This is a genomic window from Agrobacterium sp. MS2 (assembly GCF_003261015.1).
In the GTDB taxonomy this organism is placed as follows: Bacteria; Pseudomonadota; Alphaproteobacteria; order Rhizobiales; family Rhizobiaceae; genus Agrobacterium; species Agrobacterium pusense.
Genome location: NZ_QLNF01000086.1, coordinates 352,076 through 371,776 on the forward strand (window position 1 = coordinate 352,076; position 19,701 = coordinate 371,776).

At 59.9% G+C, this 19,701-nt stretch carries 20 protein-coding genes; 13 read left to right on the top strand and 7 right to left on the bottom strand.

Going from position 1 to position 19,701, the window contains the following annotated elements:
* Positions 1-26: 26 nt before the first annotated feature.
* The 4 genes from DOU54_RS24535 to DOU54_RS24550 all read left to right on the top strand — a co-directional run bounded on the left by DOU54_RS24535 (position 27) and on the right by DOU54_RS24550 (position 3,678).
* Positions 27-800: a rhomboid family intramembrane serine protease gene (locus DOU54_RS24535; protein ID WP_004445626.1), complete on the top strand. Its 774-nt coding sequence runs from the start codon at positions 27-29 to the stop codon at positions 798-800.
* 180 nt (positions 801-980) lie between these two features.
* Positions 981-1,727, top strand: a complete 747-nt coding sequence (locus DOU54_RS24540) for an electron transfer flavoprotein subunit beta/FixA family protein (RefSeq protein WP_022563006.1) — start codon at positions 981-983, stop codon at positions 1,725-1,727.
* A 25-nt stretch (positions 1,728-1,752) separates the two neighbouring features.
* Complete coding sequence (locus DOU54_RS24545; protein ID WP_006697715.1) at positions 1,753-2,682, top strand: electron transfer flavoprotein subunit alpha/FixB family protein; 930 nt, start codon at positions 1,753-1,755, stop codon at positions 2,680-2,682.
* Positions 2,683-2,796: 114 nt separating this feature from the next.
* On the top strand, positions 2,797-3,678 hold the full coding sequence (locus tag DOU54_RS24550; RefSeq protein ID WP_004445632.1) for a 3-hydroxybutyryl-CoA dehydrogenase: 882 nt from the start codon (positions 2,797-2,799) through the stop codon (positions 3,676-3,678).
* Positions 3,679-3,736: 58 nt separating this feature from the next.
* Here DOU54_RS24550 and tlpA read toward each other — a convergent pair whose 3' ends face one another.
* Entirely contained in the window at positions 3,737-4,405 is a 669-nt protein-coding gene (gene tlpA / locus DOU54_RS24555) for a thiol:disulfide interchange protein TlpA (RefSeq protein WP_113731981.1), read from the bottom strand.
* Positions 4,406-4,427: 22 nt separating this feature from the next.
* Here tlpA and argH point away from each other — a divergent pair, with 22 nt between their 5' ends.
* The 4 genes from argH (at position 4,428) to DOU54_RS24575 (ending at position 10,271) form a co-directional block, all read left to right on the top strand.
* Positions 4,428-5,828, top strand: coding sequence for an argininosuccinate lyase (gene argH, locus DOU54_RS24560; RefSeq protein ID WP_006697718.1), 1,401 nt, complete (start codon positions 4,428-4,430; stop codon positions 5,826-5,828).
* 94 nt (positions 5,829-5,922) lie between these two features.
* Positions 5,923-6,126 carry an LPS translocon maturation chaperone LptM gene (gene lptM / locus DOU54_RS24565; protein WP_004445637.1) on the top strand — a complete coding sequence of 68 codons (204 nt, stop codon included), beginning with the start codon at positions 5,923-5,925 and terminating at the stop codon, positions 6,124-6,126.
* A gap of 13 nt (positions 6,127-6,139) precedes the next feature.
* Entirely contained in the window at positions 6,140-7,408 is a 1,269-nt protein-coding gene (gene lysA, locus DOU54_RS24570) for a diaminopimelate decarboxylase (protein ID WP_113731982.1), read from the top strand.
* A gap of 166 nt (positions 7,409-7,574) precedes the next feature.
* A complete protein-coding gene (locus DOU54_RS24575) occupies positions 7,575-10,271 on the top strand; it encodes a TIGR02302 family protein (protein ID WP_113731983.1) in 2,697 nt (898 codons plus the stop codon).
* Positions 10,272-10,528: 257 nt separating this feature from the next.
* Here the strand turns inward: DOU54_RS24575 and DOU54_RS24580 are convergent, their stop codons facing one another.
* The 3 genes from DOU54_RS24580 to DOU54_RS24590 all read right to left on the bottom strand — a co-directional run bounded on the left by DOU54_RS24580 (position 10,529) and on the right by DOU54_RS24590 (position 12,313).
* Positions 10,529-10,888, bottom strand: a complete 360-nt coding sequence (locus tag DOU54_RS24580) for a response regulator (protein WP_004445642.1) — start codon at positions 10,886-10,888, stop codon at positions 10,529-10,531.
* A gap of 142 nt (positions 10,889-11,030) precedes the next feature.
* Positions 11,031-11,573 (bottom strand): hypoxanthine phosphoribosyltransferase, encoded by a 543-nt coding sequence (gene hpt / locus DOU54_RS24585; protein WP_004445644.1) that lies wholly within the window; start codon positions 11,571-11,573, stop codon positions 11,031-11,033.
* Between the two features lie 68 nt (positions 11,574-11,641).
* Positions 11,642-12,313 carry a DUF3426 domain-containing protein gene (locus DOU54_RS24590; protein ID WP_113731984.1) on the bottom strand — a complete coding sequence of 224 codons (672 nt, stop codon included), beginning with the start codon at positions 12,311-12,313 and terminating at the stop codon, positions 11,642-11,644.
* Positions 12,314-12,510: 197 nt separating this feature from the next.
* Here DOU54_RS24590 and ftsE point away from each other — a divergent pair, with 197 nt between their 5' ends.
* The 4 genes from ftsE (at position 12,511) to DOU54_RS24610 (ending at position 15,925) form a co-directional block, all read left to right on the top strand.
* Positions 12,511-13,170 (top strand): cell division ATP-binding protein FtsE, encoded by a 660-nt coding sequence (gene ftsE / locus DOU54_RS24595; RefSeq protein ID WP_004445648.1) that lies wholly within the window; start codon positions 12,511-12,513, stop codon positions 13,168-13,170.
* Complete coding sequence (locus tag DOU54_RS24600; RefSeq protein WP_113731985.1) at positions 13,163-14,170, top strand: cell division protein FtsX; 1,008 nt, start codon at positions 13,163-13,165, stop codon at positions 14,168-14,170. The genes ftsE and DOU54_RS24600 overlap by 8 nt, the downstream gene beginning before the upstream one ends.
* Positions 14,171-14,281: 111 nt before the next feature.
* On the top strand, positions 14,282-15,013 hold the full coding sequence (locus DOU54_RS24605; RefSeq protein ID WP_035209126.1) for a YdcF family protein: 732 nt from the start codon (positions 14,282-14,284) through the stop codon (positions 15,011-15,013).
* Between the two features lie 114 nt (positions 15,014-15,127).
* Positions 15,128-15,925: a lysophospholipid acyltransferase family protein gene (locus tag DOU54_RS24610; protein WP_004445653.1), complete on the top strand. Its 798-nt coding sequence runs from the start codon at positions 15,128-15,130 to the stop codon at positions 15,923-15,925.
* On the opposite strand, the gene DOU54_RS24615 is transcribed toward DOU54_RS24610, so the two are convergent.
* Positions 15,898-16,449: a gamma-glutamylcyclotransferase gene (locus DOU54_RS24615; protein WP_004445654.1), complete on the bottom strand. Its 552-nt coding sequence runs from the start codon at positions 16,447-16,449 to the stop codon at positions 15,898-15,900. The two genes, DOU54_RS24610 and DOU54_RS24615, sit on opposite strands and share 28 nt — an antisense overlap.
* 49 nt (positions 16,450-16,498) lie before the next feature.
* Between DOU54_RS24615 and DOU54_RS24620 the strand changes: the two genes are divergently transcribed.
* Positions 16,499-17,500 (top strand): DUF2125 domain-containing protein, encoded by a 1,002-nt coding sequence (locus tag DOU54_RS24620; protein ID WP_113731986.1) that lies wholly within the window; start codon positions 16,499-16,501, stop codon positions 17,498-17,500.
* A gap of 124 nt (positions 17,501-17,624) precedes the next feature.
* Here the strand turns inward: DOU54_RS24620 and DOU54_RS24625 are convergent, their stop codons facing one another.
* A complete protein-coding gene (locus tag DOU54_RS24625; RefSeq protein WP_113731987.1) occupies positions 17,625-18,554 on the bottom strand; it encodes a prephenate/arogenate dehydrogenase family protein in 930 nt (309 codons plus the stop codon).
* Positions 18,554-19,660 (bottom strand): histidinol-phosphate transaminase, encoded by a 1,107-nt coding sequence (gene hisC / locus DOU54_RS24630; RefSeq protein WP_113731988.1) that lies wholly within the window; start codon positions 19,658-19,660, stop codon positions 18,554-18,556. Before hisC ends, DOU54_RS24625 begins: the two co-directional genes overlap by 1 nt.
* Between the last annotated feature and the right edge of the window lie 41 nt (positions 19,661-19,701).

The window sequence follows — 19,701 nt, forward strand, 5'->3', positions numbered from 1 at the left end:
TCAACGACGCAACCAAAGGGCGTTCGATGTTCATACCGCTGCACGATGCGAATTCCCTCAAGCATATCCGGCTGCAATATGTCACCATCGGCCTGATCGTGGTCAACGTGCTGGTCTGGCTGTTTACCGGCGTGCTGGCCAGCGACACCGAAGCCAATGCCGCTGCCCTCGGCCTCGGCTTCATTCCCGCCGTGGTGTTCGATTACGCCTATCTGGAACCCGCCCTGCAGGTCGTGCCTGATGACCTCACCGCCATCACCTATGCCTTTCTTCATCTCGATTTCTGGCATCTAGCCGGCAACATGCTGTTTCTCTGGGTCTTCGGCGACAATGTCGAGGATGCGCTCGGCCATTTTCGTTTCCTGATCTTCTATCTCGCCTGTGCCATCGCCGGCGCGCTGTTTCACGGTTTCGTCGCACCCACCTCGGAAGGACCACTGATCGGTGCCTCGGGTGCGGTTTCCGGCGTCGTCGCGGCCTATTTCCTGCTGCATCCAAAAGTGCGCGTCTGGGTGCTGGTCCTCATGCGCATTCCGCTTCCCCTTCCCGCCTTCATCCCCCTGGCGTTATGGATCGGCCAGCAGTTCCTGATGCTGGCGCTCGGGCTGGAAGAGAATGTCTCCTGGGGCGCGCATGTCGGCGGCATCTTGGCGGGCGCCATCATGGTAATTTTCATGCGCAGACGGGGCGTTCCCCTGTTTGATCGCACCATTGTCCCGCCGAGGGCGGCACAGTTCAAAAATACGTCGCAAACGGCGGGGTTGTCGCAAATCGAACGCGGCTATGACGGGGGTAGATGAGACGTCACGTCAGAGATAGAGTATTTACGTTAACGTCAACGTAAGATATGCCTTGTGTGCATGCGATAATGAAGATTGCTCCGTTGTAATTGCGGGAAAAATGCTTATCCATGTCGCCAACCTGTTTTTGGAGGTCCGCTCGGCACTGCCAAGCGGACAGGAGTTTGAGGAAAGCCGCCGATGAAAATCCTTGTCCCCGTTAAACGAGTCGTCGATTACAACGTGAAGATCCGCGTGAAGGCGGATGGTTCTGGCGTTGAGCTTGCCAATGTGAAGATGTCGATGAACCCGTTCGACGAAATCTCGGTGGAAGAGGCCCTTCGCCTGAAGGAAGCCGGCAAGGCTGAAGAAGTCGTCGTCGTCTCCATTGGACCTGCCAAGGCGGAAGAAACGCTGCGCACCGCGCTTGCGATGGGTGCCGATCGCGCCATCCTGATCGAGACCGATGAAACGGTCGAGCCGCTCGCCGTCGCCAAGCTCCTGAAGGGCGTGGCCGAGGCTGAGCAGCCCGGTCTCGTCATTGTCGGCAAGCAGGCGATTGACGACGATTCGAACCAGACCGGCCAGATGCTGGCAGCCCTCCTCGGCTGGGGCCAGGGCACCTTCGCCTCAAAGGTCGTGCCTGCCGACGGCAAGGTTGCGGTGACCCGCGAAGTCGATGGCGGCCTGCAGACGGTGGAACTGAAGCTTCCCGCTGTCGTCACCACCGATCTTCGTTTGAACGAGCCGCGTTATGCCTCGCTGCCGAACATCATGAAGGCGAAAAAGAAGCCGCTCGACAAGAAGGCTCCGGCCGATTTCGGCGTCGATGTTTCGCCGCGCCTGAAGGTGTTGAAGACCGAAGAGCCGGCGGGCCGCAAGGCCGGCATCAAGGTGGGCTCGGTTGCCGAGCTGGTCGAAAAGCTCAAAGCCGACGGCGTCCTCTAAGGTTTCGGAAAAGGGAGATATTCTCATGGCCATTCTTCTTCTGGCAGAACACGACAACGCAACCCTTTCCGACCTGACGGCAAAGACCCTGACGGCGGCAACTCAGATTGGCGGCGACGTCCATGTGCTGGTCGCCGGATCCGGCGCCAGGGGCGCTGCCGACGCCGCAGCAAAACTTTCCGGTGTTTCCAAGGTGCTGCTTGCCGACGATGCATCCTATGCAAACCAGCTGGCGGAACCGCTGGCGGCGCTGATCGTTTCGCTTGCCCCGTCCTATGACGTCATCATCGCTCCTGCGACCGCCTCGGCAAAGAACGTCACGCCGCGTGTTGCTGCGCTTCTCGACGTGGCTCAGGTCTCGGAAATCATCGAAGTTGTCAGCCCGGATACCTTCAAGCGCCCGATCTATGCCGGTAATGCCATCCAGACCGTTCAGGCAACCGATGGCAAGAAGGTCATCACCGTTCGCCCGACGGCCTTTGCGGCAGCGGCAGAAGGCGGTTCGGCAGCGGTCGAGACGATCGCCGCCGCTGAAAACCCCGGCGTCTCCTCTTTCGTTTCTGATGCACTGGCCTCGTCCGACCGTCCGGAACTGACCTCCGCCAAGATCATCATCTCGGGTGGCCGTGCTCTCGGTTCTTCGGAAAAATTCAAGGAAGTCATCCTTCCTGTCGCCGACAAGCTCGGTGCTGCCGTTGGTGCATCGCGCGCTGCCGTCGATGCCGGCTATGCGCCGAATGACTGGCAGGTGGGCCAGACCGGCAAGGTCGTCGCCCCACAGCTTTACATCGCGGCGGGCATTTCCGGTGCCATCCAGCATCTGGCCGGCATGAAGGACAGCAAGGTCATCGTCGCCATCAACAAGGACGAAGAAGCGCCGATCTTCCAGGTTGCCGATTACGGCCTTGTGGCGGACCTCTTCGAGGCATTGCCGGAACTGCAAAAGGCTCTCTGATTTCAAATAGATGATGAAGGCGGCGCGTTTTTTGAACGCGCCGCCTTCTCTTTTTCGGCGATATGCGTAACATCGCCAGCGAATTTGCACATGCAGCACATGGGAGAACAGCATATGACCGCCCCCTTTAAGAACATCGGTGTCATCGGAGCCGGTCAGATGGGGTGCGGCATCGCACATGTCTCTGCGGTTGCCGGCTACAGGGTTCATATCTACGATCTTTCCAAAGACGGCATCGAGGCCGGCCTTGCCACCATCAACGGCAATCTCGCGCGCCAGGTCACCAACGGCAAGCTTTCCGACGAGGCCCGCAAGCAGGCCCTGGCGCTCATCAGCGGTTCGACCGATGTCAACGATCTGGCACCCATGGACCTCGTCATCGAGGCTGCCACCGAGAACGAAGAGATCAAGCGCAAGATCTATGCGCAGATCTGCCCGGTCCTGAAGCCGGAGGCGCTTCTCGCCACCAACACGTCTTCACTTTCCATCACCCGGCTTGCCTCTGCCACCGACCGTCCCGAACAGTTCATGGGCATCCACTTCATGAACCCGGTGCCGGTCATGAAACTGGTGGAACTGGTGCGCGGCATCGCCACCAATGAAAAGACCTTCGATGCGGCCAAGGACTATGTGCGGACGCTCGAAAAGGCGATCACCGTCGCCGAAGATTTCCCAGCCTTCATCGTCAACCGCATCCTTCTGCCGATGATCAACGAGGCAATCTATACGCTTTATGAGGGCGTTGGCTCCGTGGAAGCCATCGACACCGCCATGCGCCTCGGCGCGAACCACCCGATGGGTCCGCTGCAGCTCGCAGACTTCATAGGCCTCGATACCTGTTTGTCGATCATGCAGGTGCTGCATGACGGCCTGTCCGACAGCAAATACCGCCCTTGCCCGCTGCTGGTCAAATATGTCGAAGCCGGCTGGCTCGGCCGCAAGTCCGGCCGCGGTTTTTATGATTACCGCGGCGAGACGCCGGTTCCGACGCGGTAAAAATCGACCTTGTGCTGAGGGAGAGGAAATATCTCTCCCCCAAGCCGAAAACTCAAAGCTACCTGGATGTTGCGGCCGTCACCAACGCCTTGGCATCTTCGCTATCCCACGCCGCCGGCCCGTTCATCGCTGCGAGAAGACAGCCGTTTTCATCCAGCAGCAGGGTGGCCGGCAGGCCGAAAGCGAGACCTTCCTTTTTCAGAACGTTGAAGACGCCCATGGAACTATCGCGGTAATGTTTCAGCGCGTCGATTTTGTATTCATCCATGAAGGCTTTCGGTTTTTCATCCGCGCCGACATCGATATTGACGGCCACGACTTCGAACTTGTCGCCACCTTTTTCCTTCTCCAGCGCGTTCAGAGCCGGCATCTCCTCCCGGCAAGGCACGCACCATGTGGCCCAGAGATTGAGAAGAACCGCCTTGCCCTTGAGATCGGCGAGCGTCATGTCCTTAGCCTCCGGTCCCTTGAAGGACAGCGGGACGACACGCGGCCTGTCCGCCGCCGACATGGCGGCCACCTGCCCCTTCAGAAACGGTTTCAGCGAGTCGATGCGGCTTGCCGCACCCTCACATAAACCGCCGTCTGCCGCCGCTGCCCCTTGAACCGGGCTCTCAGACCCAATATGCCTGAACCAGACCGCGCCAGCACCGGCGAGCACACCGGCAACGGCAGCAATTGCAACCAACTTGGCGGAAGGAAGCCTAAACGGCCTTTTTTCTGTCATCGAATACTCCAGGGCACGACATATGGCTGACGGCACAGATCAGAAATCCTCCAACCAGATGTGGGGCGGGCGTTTCGCTTCCGGGCCATCTGCCATCATGGAAGAGATAAATGCCTCCATCGGCTTCGACAAGAAACTTTACGCCCAGGATATCCGCGGCTCTATGGCGCATGCCGCCATGCTGGCATCTAAAGGCATTATTTCGCCTGAAGATAAAGACAAGATCACCGAAGGCTTGAACACGATCCTGTCAGAGATCGAATCCGGCAGCTTCGAATTCTCCCGCAAGCTCGAAGATATTCACATGAATATCGAAGCGCGGCTTGCCACCCTCATCGGCCCGGCCGCCGGCCGCCTCCATACCGCCCGCTCGCGCAACGACCAGGTGGCGCTCGATTTCCGCCTGTGGGTCAAGGAAGAATTGCAGAAAACCGAAGGTATGCTGACGGCGCTCATCGCCGCCTTCCTCGACCGCGCCGAGGAAAACGCCGATACGGTGATGCCCGGCTTCACGCATTTGCAGACGGCGCAGCCTGTCACATTCGGCCATCATTGCATGGCCTATGTGGAAATGTTCGGCCGTGACCGCGCCCGCGTACGCCACGCCATCGAGCACATGGACGAAAGCCCGATTGGTGCGGCCGCCCTTGCCGGCACCGGCTATCCGATTGATCGCCACATGACGGCCAAGGCGCTCGGTTTCCGCGAGCCGACCCGCAACTCCATCGACACTGTGTCCGACCGCGATTTCGCGCTGGAATTCCTGTCGATCGCCTCCATCTGCGCCACGCATCTGTCGCGTCTTGCCGAAGAGATCGTCATCTGGTCGACGCCGCAATTTGGTTTCATCCGGCTGTCGGACGCCTTTTCCACAGGCTCGTCGATCATGCCGCAGAAGAAGAACCCTGATGCCGCTGAGCTGGTGCGCGCCAAGACCGGCCGCATCAACGGCTCGCTGATCGCTCTCCTCACCGTGATGAAGGGTCTGCCGCTCGCCTATTCCAAGGACATGCAGGAAGACAAGGAACAGGTTTTCGACGCCGCCGAAAGCCTGGAACTGGCGATCGCCGCCATGACCGGCATGATCCGCGACCTCGAAGTACGCAAGGACCGCATGCGCGCAGCGGCGGGTTCAGGTTATTCCACCGCGACAGATCTGGCCGACTGGCTGGTGCGAGAAGCAGGTCTGCCCTTCCGCGATGCCCACCATGTGACCGGCAATGCCGTGGCGCTGGCGGAAAAGAAAGGCTGCGATCTCGCCGATCTTTCGCTGGAGGAGTTGCAGGCGATCCACCCCGGCATCACCGATAGCGTTTTCGATGTTCTTTCGGTGGAAGCATCGGTCGCTAGTCGCACAAGCTTCGGCGGCACGGCTCCTTCGGAGGTACGCAAGCAGATCGCCTGGTGGCGCGGACGCAACTGATAAATCTGCGTTACGCTGCGATCACAAGAAACAGGGTGCACAAGCGCCCTGTTTTTCGTTATCAGAGAAGCACATATTTCCTTTGGACAGGCCCATGCTTTCAAAATCCGTGCGCAAACTCATCGTTCCCATCGGCATGACGCTTGCCGTAAGCCTCGCTCTCAGCGCCTGCGGGCGCAAGGGCGACATCGATCCGCCGAGCACGCCGGTCGAAATGCGCAACAAGCGCGCCGCCGATGGCAGTGAGCCGAAGCCGGCAACGGCGGAACGGCCCTTCATTCTCGACAAGCTTCTCTGACGGGTAAAAAGCCGTGAACCATTTTGGCTATATCGACGGCGTGCTGCACGCCGAAAACGTGCCCGTGCCCGAGATCGCCAAGGCGGTCGGCACGCCCTTCTACGTCTATTCGACCGCAACCCTGGAGCGCCACTACAAGGTGTTCTCAGGTGCGTTTGCCGATGTGGACGCCATGGTCTGTTATGCCATGAAGGCCAATTCCAACCAGGCGGTGCTGAAGACGCTGGCAAAGCTCGGCGCTGGCATCGACGTCGTCTCCGGCGGTGAATTGCGTCGCGCTCTGGCTGCTGGCGTGCCGGCAAACCGCATCATGTTCTCCGGCGTCGGCAAGACGGTTGCGGAAATGGATTATGCGCTGGATGTGGGCATTTATTGTTTCAACATCGAATCCGAGCCAGAGCTGGAAGTCCTCAATCTGCGCGCCATCAAGGCGGGCAAGCGGGCGCATGTCTCCTTCCGCATCAACCCTGATGTGGATGCGCGCACCCACGCCAAGATTTCCACCGGCAAGAAAGAAAACAAGTTCGGCATTTCCTATGAGCGCGCTCGCGCGGTCTATGCCCGTGCCTCAACGCTGCCCGGCATCGAAGTGACCGGCATCGACATGCATATCGGCAGCCAGATCACCGAATTGCAGCCGTTCGAGGATGCCTTCCGGTTGCTGCGCGAACTCGTCGAGGCCCTGCGAACCGATGGCCACACCATCAGCCATGTCGATATTGGCGGCGGACTCGGCATTCCCTACCGCGACGACAACAATCCGCCGCCTTTGCCGGATGCCTATGCGCATATCGTCAAGAACGAGTTGAAGAGCCTCGACTGCAAGATCGTCACCGAGCCCGGCCGTCTGATCGTCGGTAATGCCGGCATTCTGGTAACGGAAGTCATCTATGTGAAGGATGGCGGCGAAAAGACCTTTGTAATCGTTGACGGCGCGATGAACGACCTCATCCGTCCGACGCTATATGAGGCCTATCACGGCATCCGCCCGGTGGTGCAACCGGCAGGGGATACGCCGCGCATCAAGGCCGATATCGTCGGCCCGGTCTGCGAAACCGGCGATTATCTGGCGCTGGACCGTGAGATGGCCGCACCGCAACCGGGCGATCTCATCGCCGTCAGTTCCGCTGGCGCCTATGGTGCGGTGCAGGCAGGAACCTATAATTCCCGCCTGCTGGTGCCGGAAGTGCTGGTCAAGGGTGACAAATTCCATGTCATCCGCCCCCGCGGCACGTATGAAGAGCTGATCGCCCTCGATTCCGTGCCCGCCTGGCTCGACTGATCCGCTTGCAGCCGATCACAATTGAGCGAAGCTGCCTAAAAAATGGGGGTGAGGGCTTGGCTGCCCTCGTCTTCGCCATAAAGAATGTTATCCTTGCCTCTGTGATATGGAGAACTCGCCGTTCCGGGAATGGCGTTGACGTGGCCAGAACCGGGAGAACGGATTGATGACCACAGCCGGAGAGGACAGGACAGGCAGAAAGCGCTCCACTGGCGCATTCGTGCAGCGGCCGGACCTTGCCCGCCGGGTTGCCGCCAAGCGTTTCTTCGCAAAAATCGTTCTGCTTTCGGAGAAGATCGCCCCGAAAACGCTATGGCCGCTCTCTATTGCCGCTCTGTTTCTGGTGCTTGCCTGGTTCGGCCTTTACCGGCACATGCCGGATTTTCTGCGGCTCGGCGTCGTTTTCGTGCTCGTGTTCGCCTTCATTGCCACTCTCCTGCCGATCGCGCGGCTGAAATGGCCGACTGACAACGACGCTTCCCGCCTTCTCGAAGATCGCAACGGTCTTGCACACCAACCTGTTGGAGTACAGGAAGACGAACCGGCCTTCGACACGCCTTTTTCCAGAACGCTCTGGAAGGAACACCAGATCCGCATGGCGGAGCGTATCGCCGCACTGAATGCCGGTCTGCCGAAGCCCGATATCGCCCGTTATGACCGTCTCGCCCTACGCGCCGTTCCCGCCCTTCTTCTGGCCGCTGCCTTCGGTTTTTCCTTTTCCAACGGCGCAGGCACGATTGCCGATGCCTTCCGCAGCCAACCGACCGTGGGTCCGCTCAATCCCGATATTCGACTGGACGCCTGGGTTACGCCGCCCTCTTATACCGGCCGTGCACCGATTTTCCTGACTGGGCGTGACGCGACCAACCGCGACGCGGTTTCCGTGCCGCAGTCCTCCAGGCTGACGATCCGCATGACCGGTGGTGATGGCGGCGAAGAAGTGACCTTCGAACCGGAAATGGCGGGCGCCCTGCAAAAGCTCGCTCCCGAGACAACCCGGGCCGACAGCGCGAGCGGTGATGTCGCGGTTCCGGCGCAGGCTCCTTTGGCGGATCAGCCCTTGGCACCGCGCACCTTCGCGATGGATGTCACCGAAAGCGGCATGATAACCGCCAATGGTGAGCAATGGTTGTTCAATGTCATCCCGGACCAGCCGCCCAGCATTGCCTTCGACAACATGCCGCGCCGCGCCGTCAACGGCGCGCTGGAAATCGGCTTCACCGCCAAGGATGATTACGGGTTGAAGGAAGCTCACGCAATTATTGAGCCTATCGGCGTTGCCGAAGGCGCGACAGCGCTTTACCCGTCGCCGGAATTCAAGCTCGATCTGCCGCGGCAGAACAATCGCGAGATCAAGGGGCTGACCAGCCGCAACCTGACCGAACATCCGATGGCCGGGAAACGCGTGCGTATTACACTGGTGGCGACTGACGGTGCAGGCCAGACCGGCCGCAGCCCTCCGCATGAAATGGTGCTGCCGGGCCGCAATTTTTCCGAACCGCTGGCCGCTTCCATTGCCGAACAGCGGCAGATTTTTTCGCTCGACACACGCCAGATGCCGAAGGCGATCGCCTATAACGAGGCGGTTGGAATGCGTCCGCAAGAGACCATTCCCAACACGACGCATTATCTCCTGCTGCAATCGGCGCAGACCCGCATGCGGCTCGCCTATAATGAGGAGATGCTGAAGGACACGGCGGATTACCTCTGGGAGATCGCACTGGGCATCGAGGATGGTGATCTTTCGCAGGCGGAAAGGCGCCTGCGCGATGCACAGACCGCCCTTTCCGAGGCGCTTCAGCGCAATGCCTCCGATGAAGAAGTGGCCAAGCTCATGCAGGAGCTGCGCGAGGCGATGCAGCAGTTCATGAGCGAGCTTGCGCAACGCATGCAGAATGCGCCGCAAGCCAACATGAACCAACAGGCACAGAACGTGCTGCGCCAACGCGATCTGGAAAACATGATGAACCAGATCGAGAATCTCGCCCGTTCCGGAAACCGCGATGCCGCGCAGGAAATGCTCTCGCAATTGCAGCGCATGATGAACAATCTGCAAGCCGGCCGACCGCAGCGTCAGGGGCAGCAAGGCCAGCAGCAGAGCAGCAAGATGCGCCAGCAGATCGACAAGCTTGGCGAAATCCTGCAGCAGCAACAGAAGCTGATGGACGAAACCTTCAAGCTGGATCAGGCATTGCGCGACCGGATGCAGCGCGGTGATCCGCAGCAGGGCGGCGAAAGCGACGACCAGCAGATGGGCGAAAACGGCCAGCAACCGCCTCAGGGCCAGCAAGGCCAACAGGGTGAGAATGGCCAACAGGGCGGACAGCAGCAGACTGACCAGATGACCGCCGAGCAATTGCGCGAAGCGCTGAAAAACCTGCGGGCCCAGCAGGATGCCCTCGGCAAGCAGCTCGGCGAATTGCAGCAGGGACTTCGCGATCTCGGCATGGAGCCGGGCGAAAATTTCGGCAAGGCGCAGCAGGAAATGCAGGGTGCCGGTGAGGCGTTGGGCAAGAGCCAGGGTGAGCAGGCCGTCGAGGGCCAGGGCAATGCGCTGAATGCGCTGCGCCAGGGCGCACAGGACATGATGGGCCAGATCATGCAGGCCATGCGCCAGCAGGGCCAGCAGCCTGGTCAGGGGCAGGAAGGCATGGCCGGTCAAGGCGGCCAGAACGGCCGCGATCCGCTCGGCCGTCCGCGCAGCACCACCGGCCCTGACTTTGGCGATCAGGTGAAGGTGCCTGACGAAATAGACGTGCAACGCGCCCGCGAGATTCTTGATGCCATCCGCGAAAAGCTCGGCAACAATCCGCCGGGTGAGGTGGAACGGCGTTATCTCGAGCGGCTGCTGGATATCAGGTGAGGGTCCGCACAGGTAATGGTGCGCCTCGTTACATCCTTTTTCAGAAGCTAGAGTTTCCGTCATGCCGGACTTGATCCGGCATCCAGCAGACGCGCGTCTGCGCGGCGGAAAGAGTTCTTTCAGCCCAAGGACTTGGGCTGGCTGGATTCCGGCTCAAGGCCGGAATGACGGAGGTAGGGAACTGCGCTGAGCCAGGGGGCTGACCAACAAAAAAGGCGGCCCGACGGCCGCCCTTTAAATCTCTGCGCCCTTGCCACTCAGGCCGCAAGCGCCCGCGCCACGGCCTTGCGAATATCCGGAAGCGCAAAAGGTTTGGAAACCACGTCCACGATCTTCGTCGCCAGATCATCCGCCCGTTCGCGCTGCTCGGCGTAACCGGTCATCAACAAAATACGCATGGCCGGGAAGCTTTCGGCGGCGCGGTGCGCCAGCTCGATGCCATCCATGACCGGCATGCGGATATCCGAAAGAAGAAGATCGAAACTGGTTTCCTGAAGCTTTTCCAGGCCCTGCTCGCCGTCTGCCGCCTCATGGGTCTCGTGACCGTCGAGACGGAGCGCCCGCGCCACGAAAGAACGCAGCGCATCCTCGTCTTCGGTAATCAGAATCTTCGCCATTACTCATTGCTCCTGGGCATCATTTCCAGCCGTGAGCAACATCGCAGGCTCCTCTTTTCAAGAGGTAAACACCCAGGCTTTGGCTAGGTGAATGGTTAATGAGGCGTCTCTTCGCTGTGCCGTTCCGGCACGGGAAAACTGCTCAGGCGTCGCCGGTGACAACGCCGACGAAGGGCAGCTCGCGGAACGCGTAAGCGACATCCATGCCGTAACCCACCACGAAATAATCAGGACATTCGAAACCGACATAATCGGCTTCCAGATCTTCCTTGCGCTTGACTTTCTTGTCGAGAAGGACGGCGATGGTGACGTTGCGAGCGCCACGTTCGTAAAGCAGTTCCTTGGCGAAGCGCAGCGTGCGGCCGGATTCGAGAATGTCGTCAATCAGCAGGACGTCGCGGTCTTTCACGTCGCTGTCGATATCCTTGACGATCCTCACGCCCTGCGAGACCGTGCCGGTGCCATAGCTCGACAGCGTAATGAATTCGACCTCGGGGGCAAGACCACTGTCATGCAGCGCGCGGATAAGGTCGGCCGCGAAAATGAACGATCCCTTGAGCACGGCAATGACGAGCAGATCCTTGGTCGGGCCGCTGGCAATGTGCTTGGCCATGTCGCGATTGCGCTCTGCAATCTGCTCGGCGGTATAAAGCGGCTCGATGTTTTTTCCACGGACGACGGGCATTCTTACTCCTGTGCTGCGCCTTGCCGATTTTACCTTTCAGTAAAAATAGAAGACAGGCGTTAGCACAGTCAGCGTCCGGACGCACCCGCCTCAACGAAGGAAAGCTTGATCTCGGGCGTTTTTCCACCGGGATGGCGCAGTTTTGCCGAAAAACCGTGGCTGAAACCGGGCTGCATCTGTTTAACCGGCGGTTCAATGACCATGCTGGCCACCAGTTGTCCCTTGGCGGCAAAAAGGTCGGCGCGAAGGGCCGGCACCTCTTCAAGCTTGCCGCCGTTATTCTCCACGATGCCATTGATGAGCAGGATATCCATACCGCCCGCCTCCTGCGGCGTCACGGTGACATGGGAAATGGCGAGGGGGCTGACCGACGCTGCTATAGCGGTCTTTTCCGGCACCACCACCGAGAGGCCGCCTGAACAGACAAAAACAAGAATGGCGAGCCCCGCCACCAGCGCGGAATAAGCGTCCGCCGAAAGGAGGGATAATCTGCGATCCAGCCAGCCGATGAAGGCGAGGCCGAGCACACCGATGGTGACAGGTGGTTTTGCACCGTCCAGGGGCCTCGCGCCGCGATTGTCGTTTCCGGGCTGGCGTGGACGGTTTTCCTTGATGGTGACAAATTCCGCGTCTACCACGTCAACTGTCGGGTTTGCCGCCCGCGCCGTGCGGCGCAGCGGCGTCTCCGGCATCAGGAGGTCAAAATCGAATGCCGCTTGCCGGCGAGATGAACGGAACATAGCCATAGAATTCCTTGGGTGAGGTTTTCCGGCCCGCAAAACTGGGCATTGCAACGAATCCTGCCAAGTTTTAAATTTAAATGGTTAATGCTTCGCAAAAACCGCTCGCCGGGCGTCCCGAACCGGGGTAGACCGCGCCCTCCGGCTTCATCCCAGCGGCTTGCGAACCACCACGAAACGAAGAGACTGGAAGTCCGTTGATCCATTTCGAAAATGTCGGGTTGCGTTACGGCATGGGACCCGAAATCCTGAGGGACATGACCTTCGATATTCCCAAAGGGTCGTTCCAGTTTCTGACCGGCCCCTCGGGTGCCGGCAAGACAACGCTCCTGCGCCTGCTACTGATGTCGCTGCAGCCGACCCGCGGCAATATCCGCATGTTCAATCGCGATGTGTCACGCATTCCGCGCAGCGAGCTGCCGATGTTGCGCCGACGCGTCGGCATCGTGTTTCAGGATTTCCGGCTGCTTGATCATCTGACGACCTATGAGAATGTCGCCCTGCCGCTGCGCGTGCGTGGCAAGGAAGAAAGCGCCTATCGCAACGACGTGATCGAGCTTCTGAAATGGGTTGGGCTCGGCGAGCGTGTCAACGTGCTGCCGGCGATCCTTTCCGGCGGCGAGAAGCAGCGCGCCGCCATTGCCCGCGCGCTGATGGACCAGCCGGAAATATTGCTGGCCGACGAGCCGACCGGCAATGTCGATCCGCCGATGGCCAAGCGCCTTCTCAACCTGTTTCTGGAACTCAACCGGCTGGGCACCGCCGTCGTTATCGCCACCCATGACTTCGGCCTGATGGACCAGATCGATGCGCGCCGGATGATCCTGACCGAAGGGCGGCTCGACATCTATGAATGAGATCACCCGCAAACCGTTGAAGCCGGAAGCGGCGCAGCCGAAGCGTCCGCCCATGCGCATCCGCCCGATGGCACCCATTCTGCCGCCCTCCAACATTCAGGGCAATGCGCTGATGGTGGTCATCGCCATCATGGCTTTTCTCGCCTGCCTCACGCTCGGCGCCGTTTCCATGGTGCGCGCCACCGCCGCCACGTGGCAGAGCCAGATTTCCCGTGAGATCACCATCCAGATCAAACCCGAGGACGGGCTGGACATGAATGCAGCGCTGAACAAGGCGCGCAATATGGCGCTCACCTTCGTCGGCACCCGCGATGGCACCATTCTTGACGATGCGGCGACATCACGCCTGCTGGAGCCGTGGCTCGGCAGCGGGCTCGATCTCTCCGAACTTCCCATACCGCGTCTCGTCGTCATCACCATCGATGAAAACAATCCGCCCGATTTCCAGGCGATGCGGGATATGCTGAAGGCCGAGATTCCACAGGCATTTCTAGACGACCATCGCACCTGGGTCGACCGGCTCGTTTCCATGGCAAGAACCACTGTCATGATCGGCGTTGGCGTCCTCGTTCTCGTGTTCACCGCCATGGTGCTGACCGTCGTATTTGCAACCCGCGGCGCGCTTTCCGGCAACCGGCACATTGTCGAGGTGCTGCATTTTGTCGGCGCGGAGAGCAGCTTCGTGGCGCGGGAATTCCAGAAACACTTCCTGAAGATCAGCCTCAAGGGCGCGGCGGCGGGCAGTGCGCTGGCGGCCGCCGTGTTCCTCGTCGCCGGTTTCTGGCAGTCGAGCACCGTCGCCACCCCCCAGAGCGACCAGGCAAGCGCGCTTTTTGGCTCCTTTTCCGTCGGCCTTGGCGGTTATTTCGGCATTGCGATGACGATGATCATCATCGCGCTTCTCACCACCATCACCGCACGCGTCACCGTCATCCGCACCATCGACGATATCGATCGTGTCCGGTCCGATCCGTCGAAAAGCGACGGCCTGGCATCGTGATGACACGATGAATCTAGCGGAAAAACTGAAACCGTCACGAACGGGATGTAACCTGCGGACGGTGGACAAAAATGCCTGTTCCTTGCCTTAATCGGCGAGTAATCAGGAGGAATGTTTGTGAGTCGGACGGACCAGGATCAGGCAGCGACGCGACCGGCCCGAAAGGGGCTTTTGGCGCGGCGTGGTCCATTGCGCCGTTTTATCCGCGGCCTCATCCTGCTCTGCGTCATCGCGCTCGGCGCATTTTCCGGTGGTTTCCTGTGGTTTGCGGATTCTGTCGCCTCGATGCGCCCGCCCGAGGGTGCCAGAGGCGATGCCATCATCGTGCTCACTGGCGGTTATCAGCGCATCGAACAGGCGGTCGGCCTTCTGAGAGACGGCGTGGGCAAACGGCTTTTGATTTCAGGCGTCAACCCGGCCACCACCCGCTCGCAGATACGCAAGATGACGCAAGGGTCGTCCGATATGTTCACCTGCTGCGTGGACATGGGCTACAAGGCGATAGATACGATCGGTAACGCCAATGAGGCGGCGAGCTGGATACGCGATCACAACTACTCTTCCATCGTGGTCGTCACAAATAATTATCACATGCATCGCAGCCTTCATGAATTGCGCAGCGCCAGCCCACACACGCAATTCATCGCCTATCCCGTCATCAGCGCCGATCTTGCCCGCACGAACTGGTTCGTGGAACCGGATGTGGTGAGAACCATGCTTTATGAATATCTGAAATTCGTGGCGGCGGCCGGACGTGACCTGACGGGCTTCGGCAAGGGCGATGGCCTGCGCAAGGCCACTGCCGATCACACTGCGCCTAAAGTCACTGCGGCTTCCTCATAAGCATCCAGAAACACGCTTGCAGCCGCCCCTTGTTTTCGTGTAGGCGTCTGACATCGGCATCCGGCATCGAAACGCTAAAGACTTCGAAACGGCTGCGTCCCGGGAAGGCTGTTGATGCTCAAGCTTCGCTCTTTTCTTTTCAATACGCTGTTTTATCTCAATCTGATTGTCCGCATGATCGTGCTGACGCCGATCTATTTTATCCTGCCACGCAAGATCGCCTACGAAATCCCGAAGAACTGGGCGCGCTCCAATCACTGGCTGATGAAAACCATCGTCGGCACCACCTTCGAGATCGAAGGGCTGGAAAACATTCCAGAGACTGGCTGCATCTTCGCGCCGAAGCACCAGTCCTTCTGGGACACCTATGCGCTGCTGCCCAACCTTCCCGATCCGGTCTATATTCTCAAGCGCGAACTTTTGTGGATCCCGCTGTTCGGCTGGTACGCGATGAAACAGAGGATGATCCCGGTCAACCGCGCCGCACGCGGTAAGGTGATGCTGAAGGTGATGGAGCGCGCGAAAGAGGAAATGGCCGCGGGCCGCGAACTCATCATCTATCCCGAAGGGACACGCCGGCCGCCGGGCGCCGAGCCTGAATATCGTTACGGCATCGCGAGGCTTTACCGTGACCTTCAGGTTCCGGTCATTCCCGTCGCCATGCATCCGGGCCTCTTCTGGCCGCGCCGTTCCACCATGCGTTATCCCGGCCATTTCAAGGTGCGTATCCTGCCCGCCATCGAACCGGGGCTCGACCCCGATGTGTTCTTCAAGCGCCTGATCGATGTCACGGAAAAGGCAAGCGACGAATTGCTGCTGGAAACCGTGCGCAACAATCCGCATTTGCCCTTGCCGCCGACTGCGGTGAAGCGGATTGCCGAACTTCAGGGCAAGGAATCAACGGCTGGCTGAGCGACAAGCGCGCCGACATTGGCAGCGATGCTCTCCAGCAAGGAATCGCGTATGCCCATGTCCTGCAGATGCTGCACGGTGTTGAAGACGTAATCCGTGTTCGGACCGGAGCGACCGGCCGCAGCCGCGATGATGACAGCCGATTCGGCAACGCCGAGACCGCCGATATATTGCTCATGCGCGGGATCGGCCACATATGTCACGGCGCTGCCGCGCCGGCCGTCGGAAAGCGCGATCGAAACTACCCGCTCCTTGTAAACGTTCGTCACCAGTTCGCGCTCACGCAGATAGGCCATGACGGGATCATGATCCTTGCCCCGCACGCGAAAAGCGACGCCAAGACATGAGCCACCGCGTTCCAGCCCGAGAACGAGGCCGGGCTTTTCTTCCGTGCCTCTGTAAAAATTGGAGCTGATGCAGAGCGAGCGCCGATAACCGTGCAATCGTGCCTGCTGCCTCTCCTCAAAGGCGAAGCCAGGGTTCCACATTAACGAACCGTAGCCAAAGACCCAAAAATCGTCCATATCCCAAGCCAAATCAAAATTCCCTGAAGTCTGTTCATCGGAGATCAATATGGCAGCGTCAAGCCAATCCGGCACGGCCAAAAAATTCCTCTGGCTCGCCATCGCCATCCTCGTGGTTATCGGACTTTATACCGCCGGGTGGTTTTACGCCGCCGACAGGCTGAAGCAGACTGTCCTGAACGTGATTTCCCCCTCGCAGGCCCGCAGCGTCAGCGGCGAATGCAGCGATATCGCCTTCAAGGGTTATCCCTTCCGCATCGGCCTCTTCTGCGCGAAGGTGACGGTGGATGACAGCCAGAACGGCGTCTCCGCCTCCTTTGGCGAATTGCGCTCGGCGGCACAGGTCTACAATCCCGGCCATATCGTCTGGGAACTCGATTCGCCTGCGGAAATCCGCTCGGCCCACGGCCTGACCATTTCGGCGGAATGGAAGAACATGCAGTCCAGCATCGTCACCAGGCTGAAGGGCATTGACCGCAGCTCACTCATCATCGATGGGCTAAAGGCGCAGGCGGTTTCCTCGGTCACCGGCCAGACCATCGACTTCGATGCCGTCAAGACGGAGATGCACCTGCGCCAGAACGGCGCCGATCTCGATGGCGCGATCACGCTCACGGATTCCGCGACCGTCATCAAGGACTGGCCGCAGATTCTTCCGCGCCTCAACGCCATTGCCGATGTCACGCTCGCCGGCAAAGCGGGCATGGTGGATGGCAGCGATACAGCTGGCCTTTATGGCGCAAGCGGCGAGCTTCGCCGGCTGGTCGCCGATATCGGCGAAGGCCGTGTCATGCGCGTCAGCGGCCCCTTCTCCTTCGATAACGAGGGTTATCTTTCCGGCAAGTTCAAGCTGGAGATCGAAAAGCTCGGCGCGTGGTCTGACAATGCCAAGCAGGCGTTTCCACAGCTGCAATCCACCATCGACACGGCGCGCAAGCTGCTCGGCGCACTCGCCGGCGGTGGTGACAGGGCCTCCGTCGATCTCGTAGTGGACCGCGGCCGCGCCACGATCAGCGGCTTTATCCCGCTGGGCAAGATTCCGCCGATCTGAGGGTTAGCCCGTAATCGACGTCATCCTTGGGACAAGCCCGAGGATGACGAAAGCAAGGCTTTGACACTTTACCAGCGGTTTGATGGCCGGATCAAATCCGGCCAAGACTGTCGCCAGCGGCGCCCTACTTCTTCTGATCCAGCGCGTGACGACCGAAGTCGGGCGCATCGACGTCCTGACCTGCCTGCACGATCGAGCGACGAATAGCGCGGGTGCGCGAGAACAGCTCGAACAGCTTGTCGCCCTCTCCCCAGCGAATCGCCCTTTGCAGGGAGGCGAGATCCTCGGAAAACCGGGCCAGCATCTCAAGGATGGCGTCCTTGTTGTGCAGGCAGACGTCGCGCCACATGGTAGGATCGGAGGCGGCCAGACGTGTGAAGTCGCGGAAACCGGAGGCAGAATATTTGATGACTTCCGATTCGGTCACCGTCTCCAGATCATCCGCCGTGCCGACGATGTTATAGGCGATGATGTGCGGCAGATGCGAAACAATGGCCAGAACCTTGTCGTGGTGTTCGGCATCCATTTCATCCACGCGCGAACCGAGCGCCCGCCAGAAATCCTTCAGCTTTTCCAGCGCTGCCGCGTCCGTGCCCGGCAGCGGAGTGAAGATGCACCAGCGGTCACGGAAGAGGCCGGCAAAACCGGCATCCGGGCCGGATTTTTCCGTACCTGCCAGCGGGTGGCCGGGAATGAAATGCACGTTGTCAGGCATATGCGGCGCCATCTGTGCGATGACCGAAGCCTTGGTGGAGCCGACATCAGTGACAATAGCGCACGGCTTCAGATGCGGCGCAATCTGCTGTGCGACGCTTTCCGAAGCGCCGACCGGCACCGAAACGATGACGAGATCGGCATCCTTCACCGCTTCCGCCGCCGAGACGGTATAATTCGTGCCAAGCGCCAGTTCTTCCGCCCGTTTCAGTGTATCTTCGCTGCGGGTGGAAATAATCACATGGCGGGCGAGCCCCAGTTCCTTGATATCCCGGGCAATGGACGAGCCGATCAGGCCGATGCCGATCAGCGCGATGCGTTCAAACATGATCTCAGCCATCAAGCCCGCCCCATGAACTCGGTGAGAGCAGCGATGACGCCAAGATTGGCCTCTTCCGAACCGATGGTCATTCTGAGCGCATTGGGGAAACCGTAACCACGCACCGCACGCAGAATGTATCCGCGGCGGCTCAGGAACTCGTCAGCGTCCGTTGCCCGCTTGCCGTCCTGATCCGGAAAATGGATGAGGATGAAGTTGGTGACTGACGGCGTGACGGTGAGGCCGAGGTCGGTAAAGGTCGTGACCAGCTTTTCCATCCACACCGCGTTGTGCGCCACGGCTTTTTCGACGAAAGCCTGATCGCGGATGGCAGCGGCACCCGCTGCGATGGCCGGCGCGCTCATGTTGAACGGCCCGCGCACACGGTTCAGCGCGTCGACGATGGCGGCCGGACCATACATCCAGCCAACCCTCAGGGCAGCAAGGCCATAGACCTTCGAGAAGGTCCGGGTCATCACCACGTTGCGGTTGCCGGAAACCAGTTCCAGCCCGGCCTCATAGTCGTTCTTGCGCACATATTCGGCATAGGCCGCATCCAGCACCAGCAGAACATGTTTCGGCAGGGCGGCCTGCAGGCGGCGAATTTCCGCAACCGGAACATAGGTGCCGGTGGGATTGCCGGGATTGGCGATGAACACCATTTTGGTCTTCGGCGTCACGGCGGCGAGGATCGCGTCCACGTCGACAGCGCAGTCTTTTTCCTTCACCGTCACCGGTGTCGCGCCCGCGCCCATGATCTGGATCTTGTAGACGAGAAAACCGTGTTCGGTGATGATCGCCTCATCGCCCGCACCCAGATAGGCGTGGCAAAGCAGGCCGAGAAGCTCGTCCGAGCCGTTGCCGCACAGGATATTCGCGATGTTAAGGCCATGCACGTCGGCAATCGCCTGCCGCAACGCAATCGCCTGCCCGTCCGGATAGATTTCCAGATGGCTGGCCGCCGTACTGAAAGCCTCGATGGCTTTCGGGCTTGGCCCGAGCGGGGTTTCATTGGAGGAGAGCTTATAAACCTTCGCAACGCCATCCACATGCTCCTTGCCCGGAACATAAGCGGCGATATCCAGAATACCCGGACGCGGAACAGGTTGGCTAAGCTCTGCACTCATTTGATCGACCTTTGGAAAGCGCCGGAGAACCCGGCAAAAGC